At 63.6% G+C, this 16,969-nt stretch carries 12 protein-coding genes and 1 riboswitch; of the genes, 4 read left to right on the forward strand and 8 right to left on the reverse strand.

The genetic code is table 11. The annotated features are described in order from the left end of the window. Positions 1–34 precede the first annotated feature (34 nt). The 7 genes from lipA to AC1DCM_RS25345 form a co-directional block, all read right to left on the reverse strand. Complete coding sequence (gene lipA, locus AC1DCM_RS25315) at positions 35–1,042, reverse strand: lipoyl synthase (protein WP_224093011.1); 1,008 nt, start codon at positions 1,040–1,042, stop codon at positions 35–37. 28 nt (positions 1,043–1,070) lie between these two features. Beyond that, positions 1,071–2,471, reverse strand: a complete 1,401-nt coding sequence (locus AC1DCM_RS25320) for an L-serine ammonia-lyase (protein ID WP_477520137.1) — start codon at positions 2,469–2,471, stop codon at positions 1,071–1,073. Between the two features lie 610 nt (positions 2,472–3,081). Continuing rightward, positions 3,082–4,401, reverse strand: a complete 1,320-nt coding sequence (gene glyA / locus AC1DCM_RS25325; RefSeq protein WP_477520138.1) for a serine hydroxymethyltransferase — start codon at positions 4,399–4,401, stop codon at positions 3,082–3,084. Next, complete coding sequence (gene gcvH, locus AC1DCM_RS25330) at positions 4,398–4,781, reverse strand: glycine cleavage system protein GcvH (protein ID WP_442004805.1); 384 nt, start codon at positions 4,779–4,781, stop codon at positions 4,398–4,400. Before gcvH ends, glyA begins: the two co-directional genes overlap by 4 nt. A 426-nt stretch (positions 4,782–5,207) precedes the next feature. After that, positions 5,208–6,344, reverse strand: coding sequence for a glycine cleavage system aminomethyltransferase GcvT (gene gcvT / locus AC1DCM_RS25335; RefSeq protein ID WP_477520139.1), 1,137 nt, complete (start codon positions 6,342–6,344; stop codon positions 5,208–5,210). A gap of 12 nt (positions 6,345–6,356) precedes the next feature. Further along, the gene (gene gcvP / locus AC1DCM_RS25340) at positions 6,357–9,209 is read right to left on the reverse strand and encodes an aminomethyl-transferring glycine dehydrogenase (RefSeq protein ID WP_477520140.1); all 2,853 of its coding nucleotides are present in this window, start codon (positions 9,207–9,209) and stop codon (positions 6,357–6,359) included. A 148-nt stretch (positions 9,210–9,357) separates the two neighbouring features. Then, positions 9,358–9,456: riboswitch (glycine riboswitch) on the reverse strand. A 74-nt stretch (positions 9,457–9,530) separates the two neighbouring features. Next, on the reverse strand, positions 9,531–11,045 hold the full coding sequence (locus AC1DCM_RS25345) for a PucR family transcriptional regulator (protein WP_477520141.1): 1,515 nt from the start codon (positions 11,043–11,045) through the stop codon (positions 9,531–9,533). A 178-nt stretch (positions 11,046–11,223) separates the two neighbouring features. Between AC1DCM_RS25345 and speB the strand changes: the two genes are divergently transcribed. The 4 genes from speB to AC1DCM_RS25365 are packed head-to-tail and all read left to right on the forward strand — an operon-like array spanning position 11,224 to position 16,522. After that, the gene (gene speB, locus AC1DCM_RS25350; protein WP_477520142.1) at positions 11,224–12,228 is read left to right on the forward strand and encodes an agmatinase; all 1,005 of its coding nucleotides are present in this window, start codon (positions 11,224–11,226) and stop codon (positions 12,226–12,228) included. After that, positions 12,225–13,664: a purine-cytosine permease family protein gene (locus AC1DCM_RS25355; protein WP_477520143.1), complete on the forward strand. Its 1,440-nt coding sequence runs from the start codon at positions 12,225–12,227 to the stop codon at positions 13,662–13,664. Before speB ends, AC1DCM_RS25355 begins: the two co-directional genes overlap by 4 nt. A gap of 12 nt (positions 13,665–13,676) precedes the next feature. Next, the gene (locus AC1DCM_RS25360; RefSeq protein WP_477520144.1) at positions 13,677–15,200 is read left to right on the forward strand and encodes an aminobutyraldehyde dehydrogenase; all 1,524 of its coding nucleotides are present in this window, start codon (positions 13,677–13,679) and stop codon (positions 15,198–15,200) included. Between the two features lie 29 nt (positions 15,201–15,229). Continuing rightward, positions 15,230–16,522, forward strand: a complete 1,293-nt coding sequence (locus AC1DCM_RS25365; protein ID WP_477520145.1) for a D-arabinono-1,4-lactone oxidase — start codon at positions 15,230–15,232, stop codon at positions 16,520–16,522. A gap of 237 nt (positions 16,523–16,759) precedes the next feature. On the opposite strand, the gene AC1DCM_RS25370 is transcribed toward AC1DCM_RS25365, so the two are convergent. After that, positions 16,760–16,969 (reverse strand): IS3 family transposase (locus AC1DCM_RS25370; protein ID WP_477520146.1); only part of this gene is annotated, 210 nt, incomplete at its 5' end.

Below are 16,969 nucleotides of genomic sequence, written 5' to 3' on the forward strand. Positions count from 1 at the left end.
TTAAGTGTGTGCGGCGTTAAGTGTGCGGCGAAGTTCAGGCGTGGGCGGCGAGGATGGTGGAGGCTTCCTGGCGGGTGGTGCCGGAGGACTCGATATGTGCCAGGGCGGCGGGGATTTCCCAGCCCTTCTTGCGCATCGCGGTGGCCCACAACCGTCCGGCCCGGTAGGAGGAGCGGACCAGCGGACCGGACATGACACCGAGGAAGCCGATTTCTTCGGCCTCGTGCTGGAGGTCCACGAATTCCTGGGGCTTGACCCACCGGTCCACGGGCAGGTGCCGTTCGGAGGGGCGCAGGTACTGGGTGATCGTGATCAAATCACACCCGGCCGCGTGAAGATCGCGGAGGGCTTCGGAGATTTCCTCGCGGGTTTCGCCCATGCCCAGGATCAGGTTGGATTTAGTCACCATGCCCAGGTCCCGGCCCTGGGTGATGACATCCAGGGAACGTTCGTACCGGAACGCCGGGCGGATCCGCTTGAAGATCCTGGGCACGGTCTCGACGTTGTGCGCGAACACCTCGGGCTTGGAATCACAGATCGCGGCGATGTGTTCGGGTTTGCCGGAGAAGTCCGGGATCAGCAGCTCCACCCCGGTGCCCGGGTTCAGTTCGTGGATCTTGCGGACCGTTTCGGCGTACAGCCAGACACCTTCATCGGCGAGGTCATCACGGGCCACCCCGGTGACCGTGGCGTAGCGCAGCTGCATGGCCTGCACGGACCGGGCCACCTTGGTGGGTTCGAACATGTCCACCGGGGAGGGTTTGCCGGTATCGATCTGGCAGAAATCACAGCGCCGGGTGCATTCGGACCCGCCGATCAGGAACGTCGCTTCCTTGTCTTCCCAACACTCGAAAATGTTCGGGCAGCCAGCCTCTTCACAGACAGTGTGCAGGCCTTCCTTCTTCACCAGGTTCTTCAACCCGACGAACTCCGGCCCCATCTGGACCTTGGCCTTGATCCACTCGGGCTTGCGTTCAACCGGGACAGCCGAGTTACGCTGCTCAACGCGCAGCAACTTACGGCCTTCAGGTGCCAGGGTCATGGTTTTACTTCCTTATTGGTTGTAAGAGTCAGCATTCGACGACGTTCACGGCCAGGCCGCCCATCGCGGTTTCCTTGTACTTGGAGGACATGTCCTTGCCGGTCTCGCGCATGGTCACGATCACCTCATCCAGCGACACCCGGTGCGTTCCATCACCCCACAACGCCATCTTCGCCGCGTTGATCGCCTTCGCCGCAGCAATCGCGTTCCGCTCAATACACGGAATCTGCACCAACCCCCCGATCGGATCACACGTGAGCCCCAGGTTGTGTTCCATCGCGATCTCCGCCGCGTTCTCCACCTGACCCGGCGTACCACCCATCACCTCAGCCAACCCGGCAGCAGCCATCGACGACGCCGACCCCACCTCACCCTGGCAGCCCACCTCGGCCCCCGAAATGGACGCCTGCTCCTTGTACAACACACCCACCGCACCCGCGGCGAGCAGGAACTTCACCACCACATCGTCCCTGTCCTTTTGGGTGGCCTGATCCATGCCCGGGGCGTAGTTCAACGCGTAATACAACACCGCCGGGATGATCCCCGCCGCGCCGTTCGTCGGCGCCGTCACCACCCGCCCGCCCGTGGCGTTCTCCTCATTAACAGCCAGGGCGATCAGGTTCACCCACTCCTGCCAATACTTCGGATCGTTGCGGTCCTTGTCTTCCTTCAACAACCGCTCCAGCCAATCAGGAGCACGACGGCGGACCTTCAAACCCCCGGGCAACACACCCTCACGCTTCAACGACGTCTCAACACACGCCTCCATCACGTGCCAGATATGAAGCAAACCCTCCCGGATCTCCTCCTCACTCCGGGACGCACGCTCGTTGATGAACATGATGTCGGAAATCCCCAGGCCCTTGGAGGAGCAGCGGCCCAGCAACTCGGCAGCGGTCCGGAACGGCAACGGCAACTCCGCCTTCGTCTCCTCCAACTCGGCCCGGGCCGCGTCCTCCTCACCCTCGCGGACGATGAACCCGCCACCCACCGAAAAGAACGTAGCCTCCCGCAGGGTGTTGCCCCCGGCATCAGCCACGGCAAACTTCATCCCATTCGTATGCCGCGGCAACACGGTCAACGGATGCAGGATCATATCCTCCACGGCGTATTCGAGAAGTTGGCCACCAGCCAGATTGAGCTTCCCGGTCTCTGCGATGGAGGCCAACCGCTCCTCCACTTGGTCAGGCAGGATCTCCTCGGGGTCGAAGCCTTCCAGCCCAAGCAACACCGCGGTGAACGTGCCGTGTCCCTTACCCGTCGCAGCCAAGGACCCATACAAGTCAACCCGCAAGGACGCGACCGACCCGAGCACGTCGGACTCACGCAGCTCGCGGGCAAACACCGCCCCAGCCCGCATCGGCCCCACAGTATGGGAACTCGACGGGCCAATGCCCACGGTGAACAGATCGAAAACACCAACAGCCATAGCCGTGATCCCTTTCAAAACAAAAGATGTCTAAAGCAACCCGGGGTCACTTATGGCCCCCAAACGCCCCCCACATGGGCCACAAGTGACCCCGCGTTGCATGAATCCCAGTGCGCCGTCGCCGATTCGGGGCTCCGCTGCGAAACATGCCGTGCGCACGGCACGTTCCGCAGCAAGCCCCCGAATCGGACCCCCGATACATTCCCCAAACCAAAAGAAGAATGTGGGCTAAAGCAACCCGGGGTCACTTATGGCCCCCAAACACACCCCACATGGGCCACAAGTGACCCCGCGTTGCAGTTGGACCCCGCGGCTCCCAAACCAACCCTGCGTCCACGGAACACCCTCGGCAGGTAGACCCATCCAACACAAGCCAACGACCCCGCGGTCTCGTCCCAACACGGCAACCCGACCACCCCATTGGCCCGGGCATCCGGACCGGCCGACCCAACAGCTGCCCCTTCGGGACCGGCATCCGGAAGCGGGCGTCTTAGGGAGCATCGCATCCGCTCAGCGGGTGCATATGCGACCGAGCATGCAGAGGAGGTCGGACTCGACGGGCCAACCCGAGCGAGCATGCGGCGGATCCCGACGGGCCAAGAGACACGGATCAGGCGAGGTTCGAAACGCCCGGGTAGAGCGGATGCGCCTTCGCCAGCACATCAACCCGGCGCCGCAACCCGGAAAGGTCCGCATCGGCGTCGGCAATCAGAACTTCGGCGATGATGTCCGCAACCTCGCGGAAGGCAGCTTCCCCGAAACCGCGTGTAGCGAGGGCCGGGGTGCCGATGCGCAGGCCGGAGGTGACCATGGGCGGGCGCGGGTCGAAGGGGACGGCGTTGCGGTTGACGGTGATGTCGATCGCGGCGAGGCGGTCTTCGGCTTGTTGGCCATCGAGTTCGCAGTTGCGGAGGTCGACGAGCACCAAATGCACGTCCGTGCCGCCTGACACAACTGTGATTCCCTTTTCGGCAACGTCCGGCTGGACGAGGCGTTCGGCAAGAATCCGGGCGCCAGCAAGGACGCGTTCCTGGCGTTCCCGGAACTCCGCGGAGGCCGCGATCTTGAAGGCGACAGCCTTACCGGCGATCACGTGCTCCAAGGGACCACCTTGCTGGCCGGGGAACACGGCCGAGTTGATCTTCTTGGCAATGTCGGCGTCGTTGGAGAGGATGATGCCTCCACGAGGACCGGCGAGGGTCTTGTGCGTCGTCGACGTCGTGACGTGGGCGTGCGGGACCGGCGATGGGTGCAGGCCAGCTGCAACCAATCCGGCGAAGTGTGCCATGTCCACCATCAGGTAGGCGCCAACGGAGTCAGCGATCCGGCGGAACTCGGCGAAGTCCAGCTGCCGCGCGTAAGCGGACCAGCCGGCAACAATCAGAGCCGGCTTGTGTTCCTGCGCCAGGAGCTCCACTTCGGCCATGTCCACGGTGTGGGTGTCCTCGCGGACGCCGTACGGGACCACGTTGTAGAGCTTGCCGGAGAAGTTGATCCGCATGCCGTGGGTCAGGTGACCGCCATGGGCCAGGTTCAGGCCCATGATGGTGTCGCCCGGCTTGATCAGCGCGTGCATCACCGACGCGTTGGCCTGGGCACCGGAGTGCGGCTGAACGTTCGCGTACTCGGCGCCGAACAGGGACTTGATGCGGTCGATCGCGAGCTGCTCGATCACGTCAACGTGCTCGCAGCCACCGTAGTAGCGCTTGCCCGGGTAGCCTTCGGCGTACTTATTGGTCAGCACGGAGCCCTGAGCCTGCATCACGGCAACCGCCGTGTGGTTCTCTGAGGCGATCATTTCCAGGCCGTCGCGCTGGCGGCCCAGTTCGTCGTCGATCTTTGCGGCGATCTCAGGATCGAGCTCAGCGAGCTGGGCGTCCAACGACGCCGACACGACCTGCTCGAATTCGGTCACTGCTGCCGGGTTCACAGTTCGCCACCGTTCGTTGCAGCGTATTCCTCAGCTGACATGAGCGGGCCTTCTTCCGTGGCGGCCACCTTGAACAGCCAGCCGGCACCATACGGATCGTTGTTGATCAGGGCCGGATCATCGACGACGGCGTCGTTGATCTCGGTCACCTCACCGGTAACAGGCGAGTACAGGTCAGACACGGACTTCGTGGACTCAACTTCACCGCAGGTCTCCCCCGCAGTCACGGTCGAACCGACCTCGGGCAGATCCACATAAACAATGTCGCCCAAGGCATCCGCAGCGACCGCAGAGATCCCGATCCCCACAGGCCCGGCGCCATCCGAAGCAACCCATTCATGCTCGGCCGAATACTTCAGCTCGGCAACTACTTTGCTCATTCCAATTCCTAACTTCTTGTGTGTTTTGAAAACTGTTCGTGATCCCGGCGGTACTTGGGTTGGGTGCCGGACACCGAATTCCTCCGCGTGCTCGGTCGCGAGGACGCCCGCTGAGCGGACGTGTCGCTTCCTTAGACGCACGCTTCCGGAATCCGGCTCCCCACGGCTGGCCCACACTTTATGGACCGCTCACCTTCAGAAAAGCCCGCGAACCAAGGCATTGGAAGCCGCCTTTCAGCAGGTCGCCTCGGTCTACTGGTCCCCGTGCGCAAGGTGAGCCGCACGGCCCCTGTGGTGCCGGCCTCCGGCAGCATGCGTCTAAGGGAGCGTCGGGTCCGCTCAGCGGGCCCCTTCGCGGCCGAGCATGCAGAGGAGGTCGGCACCACCGGGCTACTTGACCCGCTTGACCTACATAGCGCGCTTGACCTACTTGACCCGCTTGTAGAACGGCAGGGCCACGACTTCGAACGGTTCCGATTTGCCCCGGAGGTCCACTTCGACGATCGTTCCCGGCGCTGAATGTTCGACGTCGACGTACGCCAGGGCGATCGGGTAGCCGAGCGTTGGGCTCGGCTGGCCGGAGGTGACTTCGCCGATGAGTGAGCCGTCCTTGAGGACCGAGTAGTGGGCGCGGGCTGCGCGACGGCCTGCACCTTTGAGGCCGACGAGCTTCTGTCCGATGGTGGATCCGACGCCGGCGGCCTTGATCGCCGTCAGTGCTTCCTTACCGATGAAGTCGCTTTCCTTGGCCAGGGAAACCACCGGGCCAAGTCCTGCGGCGTAGGCGTTGACGTAGCGGGAGAGTTCGTTGCCGTAGAGCGGCATTCCGGCTTCGAGGCGGAGGGAGTCGCGTGCCGCAAGGCCTGCGGGGATGAGCCCGTGGCCCTCGCCGACTTCGAGGAGGGCTTCCCACAGGCCAGCTGCGTCAAGGTTGGGGATGTAGATCTCGAAGCCGTCCTCGCCGGTGTAGCCGGTGCGGGCGAGCAACAAGTCCTGCCCGTTAATAGAGACTTCAACGGCCGCGTAGTATTTCAGTTCCGTCACCAGGGCGTGCTGCTCGGCGGGAACCAAGGTCAGCAGAATGGCTTCCGCATTCGGGCCCTGCACTGCAATCAGCGACGTCTCGGCGGAGGCGTCCTCCACAACCACGTCGAAGCCGGCCGCGCGCTCCAGCAGTGCCGCCGCAACGACCTTGGCGTTGCCCGCATTGGGGACCACGAGGTACTGATCGATGCCTTCCTCGGGAGACGGTCGACGGTAAGAGATGAGGTCGTCGATGATGCCGCCGTCGGCGTTGCAGATCAGCGAGTACTTGGCTTTGCCAACGGCGACCGCAGACAACTTGCCCACGAGCGCGTAATCCAGGAACGCCGCCGCGTCCGGGCCGCTGACCCAGACTTCGCCCATGTGGGAGAGGTCGAACAAGCCAGCTGCGTTGCGGACTGCGTGGTGCTCGGCGAGCTCGGACTCGTACTTCAGGGGCATCTGCCAGCCGCCGAAATCCGTGAAGGACGCGCCGGCCTTTTTGTGCTGCTCATAAAGAGCGGTGTAGTTCTCAGTCATGACAGTGAGTCCTTAGTTTTCGAAGTCCGTGAGCGGAGGGCAGGAGCACACAAGGTTCCGGTCCCCGGCGGCGCCGTCAACGCGGCCGACCGGCGGGAAGTACTTGTCCTGCTTCAGGTGGTGGACCGGGAATGCGGCCTGCTCACGCGGGTAGTCGCGGTCCCAGTCAGAACTCACGACGGCGGCAGCCGTGTGCGGCGCGTTGCGCAGCGGCGAGTTCTCAACAGTGAAATCGCTGGCTGCGACCTGCTCGATTTCGGCACGGATGGTGATCATGGCCTCGATGAAGCGGTCGATCTCAGCCAAGTCCTCGGACTCGGTCGGCTCCACCATCAAAGTTCCGGCAACGGGGAACGCCAAGGTGGGAGCGTGGAAACCGAAGTCGATCAGGCGCTTGGCCACGTCCTCAGCGGTGACGCCCGTGCGGGCAGTCAGCTCGCGGAGGTCCAGGATGCATTCGTGGGCAACAAGTCCGCCTTCGCCCGTGTACAGGACCGGGAAATGCTCATCCAAGCGGGAGGCGACGTAGTTGGCCGCGAGCAGCGCAGACTTGGTTGCTTCCGTCAGTCCTTGCCCGCCCATGAGCTTCACGTACGCCCACGAAATCGGCAGCACACCGGCAGAGCCGTAGCGGGAGGCGGAGATGGCTACGCCGTGCCCTTCCTCATGCGCGGCTTTGTTGGCATCGCCCGGCATGAACGGAGCCAGGTGTGCCTTCGCAGCCACGGGACCAACACCGGGTCCGCCGCCACCATGCGGGATGCAGAACGTCTTGTGCAGGTTCAGGTGGGAGACGTCGCCGCCAAACTTGCCCGGTTGCGCGAGTCCAACGAGTGCGTTGAGGTTTGCACCATCAACGTACACCTGGCCGCCAGCGGCATGGATGGAGTCACAAACCTCGCGGACATCGGCGTCGTACACACCGTGCGTGGACGGGTAGGTGATCATGATGCAGGACAGGACGTCCTTGTTGGCCTCGATCTTGGCCGCCAGATCAGCGTGATCGATGGTGCCATCGGGAGCGGTGGCCACCACAACAACCTTCATGCCGGCGAGCACAGCAGAGGCTGCATTGGTGCCGTGAGCGGAGGCAGGGATGAGGCAGACGTTGCGCTGCTCGTCGCCCCGGGAGAGGTGGTAGCCGCGGATCGCCAGGAGCCCAGCAAGCTCGCCCTGCGAACCGGCATTCGGCTGGATGGAGACCTGGTCGTAGCCGGTGATCTCAGTCAGGTCGGCTTCCAGGTCCTCAATCAGTTCACGCCAGCCAGCCGTCTGGTGGTCCGGAGCGAACGGGTGGATCGAGGCGAACTCGGGCCAGGAGATTGCTTCCATCTCGGCGGTTGCGTTGAGCTTCATGGTGCACGAGCCCAGCGGGATCATGGTGCGGTCCAAGGCGAGGTCCCGGTCGGACAGCTTGCGGATATAGCGCAACAGCTGCGTCTCGGAACGGTGCGTGTTGAACACCGGGTGCTGCAGGAAATCACTCGTGCGGAGCACATCAGACGGCAGCTCAAACCCTGAAGCGTCATTCACCGGACCGGCACCAAAGGCGACGGCTACGGCGGAGAGGACCTCCGGCGTCGTGGTTTCATCGAGGGAAACGCCAACCGTGTCAGCGTCGATGAACCGGAGGTTGATACCGCGGGCTTCGGCAGCGGAGATGACTTTGTCAGCCTTGCCGGGTACGCGGACGGTGAGGGTGTCGAAGAAGACGTCGGAGACGAGCTCGCGGCCCGCCTTCTGCAGCGTCGCGGCCAAAACACGGGCGTGGCCGTGGACGGTTTCGGCGATCGCCTTCAGGCCTTCGGGACCGTGGTAAACCGCGTACATCGAGGCCACGATGGCGAGCAGTGCCTGGGCCGTGCAGATGTTGGACGTGGCCTTTTCGCGTCGGATGTGCTGCTCGCGTGTCTGGAGCGCGAGTCGGTACGCGGGGACGCCGGCGTTGTCCTTGGAAACACCAACGATGCGGCCCGGAAGCGTGCGCTCCATGCCTTCCCGCACGGCCATGTACGCAGCGTGGGGGCCGCCGAAGAACAGTGGAACACCAAAGCGCTGCGCAGTTCCGACGGCGATATCGGCACCTTGTTCGCCCGGGGGCGTGATGAGGGTGAGCGCCAAAAGGTCGGCGGCGACAGTGACCAATGCGCCGCGTTCCTTGGCCGCCGCGATGACACCTGAGTGATTGAATACGCGGCCGGAAACGCCGGGTTGCTGCAGGACGATGCCGTTGATGTCGCCGTCGGGAAGGCCCGCCGAAAGGTCGGCAATCTGCACTTCGAAGCCCAGCGCTTCGGCACGGCCCCTAACGATGGCGATGGTCTGCGGGAGGAGGTCGGCGTCGAGGACGGTCTTGCCGTCCTTGGCAGTTTTGGACTTGTTGGCGCGACGCATCAGCAGCACAGCCTCGGCCACGGCCGTTGCTTCATCCAGCAGCGAAGCGTTGGCCACCGGCAGCCCTGTGAGGTCCTGCACCATGGTCTGGAAGTTCAGAAGAGCTTCGAGGCGGCCCTGCGAAATCTCGGGCTGGTACGGCGTGTACGCCGTGTACCAAGCGGGAGCCTCGAGGATGTTGCGGCGGATAACCGGCGGCGTGACGGTGTCGTAGTAGCCTTGGCCGATCATCTGGACGGCAGTCTTGTTCTTGGATGCGAGCTTGCGGAGCTCGGCGAGGACCTGCACCTCGGTGAGGGCGTCCTGCAGCTTCAGAGCAGTGTCCTGGCGGATGGAATCGGGGACCGCAACGTCTACCAAGCCGTCTACGGAGTCGTAGCCGATGGCCTTGAGCATGGTGTCAACGTCGGCCTGGCGCCTGGCGCCGATGTGCCGGTCCGCGAAAGCGGTGGGGGTTGATTGAACAGTCAAGAGGAACTCCATGATTCAGGCGCCCTATGTGCGCCACGATGATGTGGGTTCCTCCCCGCTCTGTATTGGACCTGAGAGATTCCGCAGGAATGGTTGCCTGCTTGCACCGTCGGTGAGCCCAGTTACCTGGACTGCTTTCCAGAGTTGCCTCGCCGTGGCGGTACGTGGGCCTGAGAGATTCCTGGGGAGGATTTGCTCCTACGGCGCCTGACTGGATGTACCGGCAGGGCTCTCCCGCCACAGATCAAAAGCATTGCGTCATTTGGGTGACACGGTTCACACCATAGCGGGTTACCTGGAAAAAGCGCAAGCAAGGGATACCTACCGATGCATTGCCTCGTGGATCTGGAGCGCGAACCACAACTGGGCAACCGTGGAGGTTTCACCCATGTCCAGGCCCGTCAATTCGCCGATTTTCCGTATCCGGTAGATGATGGTTTGCCGGTGCGCGAACAGGGCAGCGGCAGTCTTTTGCCACGAACGCTGCGAGTCCAAATAGGTCTTCAGCGTGACCAGGAGATCGCCTTCCTGACTCTGCTCGTAATCGAAAATCGGCCCCAGGAGACGCCTGACCAGCGCAGTTCCTTCCTCGAAACCTGTCAGCCCGAGCCATGATGGTCCCTGGGCGTAGCGAGCCAAGCCGAGCTTGTTCGCCCGGGCCGAACCGAGCGCCCAAAGGGACTCCTGGAGCGCGCGCTGAATGCCGGCCACTGCTGCCGGAGCACTGATTCCCATCGCCGCATCCACGCCTGCGCAATGCACCAGGATGTCGTCCGGCACATCAGCAGGGACCACGACGTGCAGCCGGCTATTCCGCTTCAAAGAAGCCGACGCAACCCCGTGCCGCCACAGCTCGATGTGCACGTTGGCCAGCCTGTCGCCGTCGTTCGCTGTTTTGTCTCCGGCGGTCTCGGACATGGAAACGAGCAGGAAGTCCTGCGGCGGAACCCCAAAAGTTGCCAGCCGGCTCTCCATCTCGGCCGCGCCCAAGCGCCCATCCATGGCCTGCAACAGGAACTCGCCAGCCAGTCGGTGGCGGCCTTCCAACGACAAAACGATGCGCGAGAGCTGCAGTCCCAGCACGGTCGCGGCGTGCAGGAGGACGACGGCGTCCGGGTGCGGTTCGCTGTTGGGCAGCACCACCAGGAGCGCGTTGGCGTGGGTCGGGATGTCCATCGTCAGCACGTGCCGTCCCCGGATCCGGTGCCATTGGAAATTCTTGCCCGCCAAGGACACCTGCCCGGAAAGCGGTGCCCATTCATCCGCGAGGAACCCCGGGAGCCGCTGGCCTTCGGGGTGCCAGGGATGGAGGCAGCGGCGATCCACCACGAACAGTTCCGCGTCCAGCTCGGTGGCAAGCCGTTGGACCAGGCTCTGCCAATGGTCCTCGGAGGCTCCGGCCGTGCGAAGAAGGTCGTAGACCCTGGCTGTTTGCCGCAAGCGCCGCGACTCTTCGAGCAGGGAAGATTCGGCAACTGAGCGGGCGATCGCGATGAACGGCAGCGGGTACGGGACGTTGATCAGCGGTAGCGGCAGCCGGTCGCAGGCTGCCAGGAACTCCTGCGTCAGCGGGGGCGCGTGCATCTTCTCACCGATCGCCAAGGCGCTTGCCCCGCTGTCCATGAGTGCCTCTGCGAGCGCCACTTGTCCCGCGGCATCGGCGGGAATCGACAGCCCATTGGTCATCATGAGCTCGCCGCCGGTGACCCATTCCCACAGCCTGGGCAGGTCCGAGGTGTGGGCCCACGTGATCCGGTTGTCGCGGCCTGTGTTACCGGCCAGGAGGGTGAGCCCCAGCTGCGGTTCAGCCACGAGCTCGGCGACGGTGATTGCCATCGGATGGGGTCCTGACTCTATGATTCCGGGGGCCGTTTCGGCCGGTTTAGACATTCGTCTAAGCGCCTCGGCCATTTGTAGTCAATGTACCGCTATTCGCCGTGACCCGCGTCACGAAGAATGGAATTACTTACTTCCCGCTCAATGGCGAGCACCCCCTCACACCAAGGATCCGTCAATGACAATTCACAAGCCCATCGGCCCTGTCGACGCAACCAAAGTCCCGCGGTATGCCGGCCTCGGCACCTTCGCCCGCCTCCCCCAAATCGACAGGGTGCCGGACTACGACATTGCGATCGTCGGTGTCCCGTTCGACGGCGGAACCTCCTTCCGGCCGGGCGCCCGTTTCGGTCCTGCCGCGGTTCGCGAGGCCTCGCGTCTCCTCCGCCCGGGCTACCACCCGGAGCTCGACGTCGAACCTGTTTACGAAGCCCAGGTTGTGGACGCCGGCGACATCGCGTGCACTCCCTACGACATCACCCGGGCAGTCCGCGAGATCGAGGAGCAGGCGTTGCCTCTGATCAGTGAGGACAAGCGGCTGATCTCGATCGGTGGCGACCACACCATTGCCTTGCCCATGCTGCGGGCGCTGAACAAAGTCCATGGCCCGGTGGCGTTGCTGCATTTCGACGCTCACCTGGACACGTGGGACACCTACTTTGACCAGCCCATCACGCACGGAACCATCTTCCGCCGGGCGTTCGAGGAAGGTCTCCTTGTGGAGGACAAGTCCATGCACGTCGGCATCCGCGGCCCGGTGTATGACCGTAATGACTTCCTTAGGGACCACGAGTTCGGGTTCCAGATCATCCGCTGCTCGGACCTGGATGTTATCGGCGTCCCTGCGGCAATCCAGCAGGTGAAGGACCGGCTCGGTGACACCCCTGTTTACGTGTCCATCGATATCGACGTCCTCGATCCCGCGTTCGCCCCCGGTACCGGCACTCCGGAGATGGGCGGGCTTCACTCCCGTGAACTCCTGGCTCTGCTCCGCGGCCTGAACGGCATCAACATTGTGGGCGCCGACGTCGTAGAAGTCGCTCCGGCTTACGACCATGCGGACATCACAACCGTCGCCGCCGCCACTCTCGTCTTCGACCTCCTCGGCCTGATGGTGAACCGCAGCAAAGCCACCAGCTCTGCTGTCCGTGAGCTGGCTTCGACATCCCGGAGTGCGTCATGAGCACCGTGCCAACAACCGAAGTACCGCGCCTCGAGGACAAAACCATCCAGCCGATCCCGCTCAACGAGCGCCACGGCAAGGCCCGGGACCTCTTCACCATCTGGTTCGGTTCCAACATCATGATCATGACCATCGTGACCGGCGGGCTCGCCACCACAGTGTTCGGCCTCGGGTTCGTGCCGGCGCTGGTGGGCATCATCATCGGCAACATAGTGGGCGGCGTCTTCATGGCCCTGCACTCGGCCCAAGGTCCGCAGCTTGGTGTGGCGCAGATGATCCAGACCCGCGGCCAGTTCGGCTCCTTCGGCGCCCTGTTGATCGTGGTCATCGTGGTGGTCATGTACGTCGGCTTCTTCGCCGCCAACCTTGTCTTTGGCGGAGAAGCAATGGCCGCCGTCAGCCCCGGCATCAGCGTGGATGGCGGCATCATCATCATCGGCGTGGTCAGCGTTATCGCCACGATTTTCGGCTACCGGCTCATTCACGCTTATGCCCGCGTCCTTAGCGTTGCAGCAGGCCTGGCGTTGTTGCTCGCCTTCGTCTGGATCCTGGTGGTCCACGGCCTTCCCGCCAGCTTCCTTGGGGAGGGCAACTTCAACTGGGTCGGCTTCATGGGGACCATCTCCGTCTCGGCCCTGTGGCAGTTGGCCTACGCACCCTACGTCTCCGACTACTCCCGCTACATGCCGCAGGGCACGGGGTCAGCACCGGCGTTCTGGGCTTCCTACTCGGGCTGCGTCCTGGGAACGTTGTTCCCCATGATCCTGGGCGCCTTGGTGGGCACCCTCGCCATGACCATGAGCGCCGACAACGTCGAAATTGTTGGAAGCCTGGGCGCTTTGCTGCAGCCCTGGACCCTGATCATCGTGGGAATCTTCTGCCTGGGTGTCGCGGCGTCCAACGCCATGAACCTCTACTGCGGCGTCCTGTGCACCTTGACCATCGGCCAAACGTTCAAGCCCTCGTGGTTGCCACGGGCCAAGACGCGCACCGTGGCGGCGATCATCCTCTTCGTCGTAGCTGTCTCGATCGCCTTGTTCGCCCGCGACAACTTCATCCTCTTCTACACCAACTTCCTCTCCTTCCTGATGTACGTCCTGGTCCCCTGGACTGCCATCAACCTGGTGGACTACTACCTTCTGCGGCACGGCGACTACCGGGTTGAAGACTTCTTCAAGCGCGACGGCGGCGTGTACGGGCGGTTCAATTGGGTCGCCATCGGCTCCTACCTGGCAGGCGCCCTCATCCAGGTTCCCTTCTCGGCCACCGCAATCTACACCGGCCCCATGGCCACCGCGTTGGGCGGCGTGGACATCTCCTGGATCGTCGGCCTGGTGGTAGTTGCTCCCCTCTACTATTTCGCGGCCCGGATCTTCCGTCAGAAATCGGACGCCGCCTCACTTTCTTCCGCTGCACTCACCCCAGACCTCATCTGAAAGCGAATTGTCATGACCCTCACAGACACTGCCCACCCGGAAACCGTCCAGTTCACTGTTCGACGCACCAGTGCTGACCCCTCCCCGGCGGGCGTGCTGCCTTTGCCTCCAGCAGGGCACTTCATCAACGGATCCTTCGTGCCGGGCTCCACCGGTGAGCTGATCGACGTCGTGGACCCCACCACCGAGCAAGTCATCGCCTCAGTGCAGGCGGGCACCGCGGATGATGTCGACGCCGCCGTCCAAGCCGCCGTCGTCGCCCAAAAGACCTGGGGTGCCACTACCCCCAAGGAGCGCGCGGACGTCCTGAACCTGATCGCCAACATCATTGAAGAGAACCGGCGAGCGTTCGAGCTCATTGAGTCTGCCAATACCGGCAAGCCGCAGGCGGTGGCCGAGGACGATGTCACCAGCACCATCGATACATTCCGCTTCATGGCCGGCGCCTCCCGCACGCTGACGTCCATGGCCGGCGGCGACTACGCCACTGACCACACCTCAGTGATCCTCCGGGAACCCGTGGGCGTCGTCGGGGTCATCACTCCGTGGAACTACCCGCTGCTGATGGCCGCCTGGAAGGTCGCACCGATTCTGGCTGCCGGCAACAGCATCGTCCTCAAGCCGTCCGAGCAAACCCCGTTGTCCACCCTGAAGCTGGCGGAATTGCTCGCCGGACGCATCCCTGATGGGATCCTCAACGTAGTCACGGGCCAGGGCCGAACTGTGGGACAGCGGCTTTCGGAGCACCCGGACATCGCCCTCGTTGCCTTGACCGGCAGCGTGGTGAGCGGCCAGGCCGTCGCTGAAACTGCGGCCAAGTCCGTCAAGCGCGTCCACCTGGAACTTGGCGGCAAAGCGCCGGTTGTTGTCTTCCCCGACGCCGATCTGCGCGCCGCCGCTGCGGGAGTCCGCAATGCAGGGTTCTGGAATGCCGGGCAGGACTGCGGCGCTGCCTGCCGCGTGCTGGTGCACGAGTCCGTAGCCGAAGAGTTCACCCAGCACCTGGTCCGGGAGGTCAGCACCCTGGTGATCGGCGCACCCGACGCTGGCGACGACGTCGAAATCGGCCCCATGATTTCCCGGCCCCACTTTGAACGCGTCAAGGAGTCCTTGGCCGAAGCCCAGGCTGCGGGCCTGAATATCGCGATTGGCGGCTCGGCGCTGGAAGGCCCCGGCTACTTCATCGAGCCAACAGTCATCTCCAACGTTCCCGCCGGAGCCCACATCGCCACCCACGAGATCTTCGGCCCCGTGGTCACCGTGGAGACCTTCAGCACCACCGAAGAAGCCGTCACCCGCGCGAACGAGAGCCCCTACGGCTTGTCGGCCTCCGTCTGGACGCGCGACTCGAGCCTTTCCCTGCGGATTCCCAAGCAGCTGGACTTCGGCACGGTCTGGGTCAATGCGCATCTTGTCCTGGCGTGCGAGGTACCGTGGGGCGGATTCAAGGGATCCGGTTACGGCCGCGACCTCTCGCTCTACGCCCTGGACGATTACTCACGCACCAAGCACGTGATGATCAACCACGGCGCATGAGCATTCAAACAAGCAACGGAGCTTTCACGATGACCACCAACGTTTCCCGCCCGGCATCTTGGCCAGGTGCCGCCACGCCTTCAGCCCCCTTCGGGACGGACGTGACCTGGACCAACTGGGGCGGAAACCAGAGCGCGACGCCCGCCTTCACCGTTCGGCCCAGAAATGAACAAGAAGCGCTCGACGCCGTCCGTTTCGCCATCCGCGAAGGGTTGCCTGTGCGGGCCGTCGGTTCAGGCCACTCGTCCTCACCTCTGGTTCAGACCGGCGGAGTGCTGATGGACATGTCCGGGCTCTCGGCTATCACGGGAACCGACCGGGTGGCCCGCAGAGCCCGGGCCCTTGCCGGCACCACCATCAACGCCTTCGGGGATCCCTTGTGGGAGAAGGGTCTGGCCCTGGGTAACCAAGGCGACATCGACAAGCAGCAAATCGCCGGGGCACTGGCCACCAGCACCCACGGATCCGGCAAACACTTGGGCAGCTTCTCGTCCAACCTCCGCTGGGTGAAGCTGATCAACGGCTACGGCGAGATCGTGGAAATCGGCGAAGGTCAACTCCGCGAACTCCGGGCCGCCCAGGTGGCCTTGGGTACGCTCGGTGTCTTCCTGGAGGTGGAGCTGGCTGTTCAGGACAGCTACTACCTGCAAGAACAGATCACCTACCCCACCTGGGCGGAAACCGCTTCGACGTGGCAGGACGATATCGATTCCAACAGGCACTACTCGTTCCTCTGGTGCCCTGAGGACGATTCCTGCGAGCTTCTGGACCTCCCCGGTTCACCAGACCACGCCATGGGCGGCCGCAGTTACACCAAGCGCTACAACACCGCGGACGTCCAGGACGAACGCGAGCTTTCCGCGGTTGAAGGCGCCCGGCTGGATCGCTCCTACCGGATCTACCCGGGCGGCTTCACCACCCAGTTCCACGAGCTCGAGTACTTCGTCCGCAGTGAAGATGGATTGGTGGCGGTCGAGGCCATCCAGGACCTGATCCGCACTAAATACCCCGAGCAGAAGTACCCGGTGGAGGTCCGCTGGGTGAAGTCCGACGACGCCTACATGTCCCAGTTCCAAGGGCGCGACAGCACTGTCATCACCCTGACGACCGAGCCTGGAACCGATTACTGGCAGTTCTTCCGGGACGCGGACGCGCTCCTGCAGGAATTCGAGCCTCGCGCACACTGGGGAAAGATCCACTTCATGACCCGGAGCCGCCTTGAGCGCCTCTACCCGGAGTTGGACACCTTCATCCAGGTCCGCCGCGAGTTCGATCCCAGGGGAATGTTCCTCAACGACCACACCCGCGCCCTGCTCGCCTGACCGAGCAACGCGATGTGAGAGACAATTCTCGAAAACAGGCCACGATGTGAGAGAGCATCGATCAAACCCGATGCTCTCTCACATCCACACCCCCTCCCGGCATCCCTCTCTCACATCCCCACCCCCTGGCGGCATCCCTCTCTCACATCCCTACCCCCTGGCGGCATCCCTCTCTCACATCCACCGGCCTTTCGCCTGCGCTCGTCAAGTTTTTGAGACAGTTCTCGTTGTTGTTGGTTAGGCGGCCAGGGGTTGCTGGGCGGTGGTGTGGTGGTTTGCGTGGGCTGTGGCGGGTGGGAGGCCGCCGGCGCGGCGGTTGGGTCGGCGGCGGTTGTACCAGCCCTCGATGTAGTCCATGACGGCGGTCCGGGCAGCGATCCTGGAGCCGAAGCGTTGGTGGTGGTAGAACTCGGTTTTGAGGTGGGAGAAGAAGTTCTCGGCTACCGC

Source organism: Paenarthrobacter sp. 10N417, assembly GCF_056394745.1.

Bases quoted from the DNA above. Each gene is read 5' to 3' on its own strand.
- AC1DCM_RS25345 (WP_477520141.1), bottom strand. From the start codon at position 11,045: ATGGCAATCACCGTCGCCGAGCTCGTGGCTGAACCGCAGCTGGGGCTC.
- gcvT (WP_477520139.1), bottom strand. From the start codon at position 6,344: ATGACTGAGAACTACACCGCTCTTTATGAGCAGCACAAAAAGGCCGGC.
- AC1DCM_RS25365 (WP_477520145.1), top strand. From the start codon at position 15,230: ATGACCACCAACGTTTCCCGCCCGGCATCTTGGCCAGGTGCCGCCACG.
- speB (WP_477520142.1), top strand. From the start codon at position 11,224: ATGACAATTCACAAGCCCATCGGCCCTGTCGACGCAACCAAAGTCCCG.
- AC1DCM_RS25355 (WP_477520143.1), top strand. From the start codon at position 12,225: ATGAGCACCGTGCCAACAACCGAAGTACCGCGCCTCGAGGACAAAACC.
- AC1DCM_RS25360 (WP_477520144.1), top strand. From the start codon at position 13,677: ATGACCCTCACAGACACTGCCCACCCGGAAACCGTCCAGTTCACTGTT.
- lipA (WP_224093011.1), bottom strand. From the start codon at position 1,042: ATGACCCTGGCACCTGAAGGCCGTAAGTTGCTGCGCGTTGAGCAGCGT.
- gcvH (WP_442004805.1), bottom strand. From the start codon at position 4,781: ATGAGCAAAGTAGTTGCCGAGCTGAAGTATTCGGCCGAGCATGAATGG.
- AC1DCM_RS25320 (WP_477520137.1), bottom strand. From the start codon at position 2,471: ATGGCTGTTGGTGTTTTCGATCTGTTCACCGTGGGCATTGGCCCGTCG.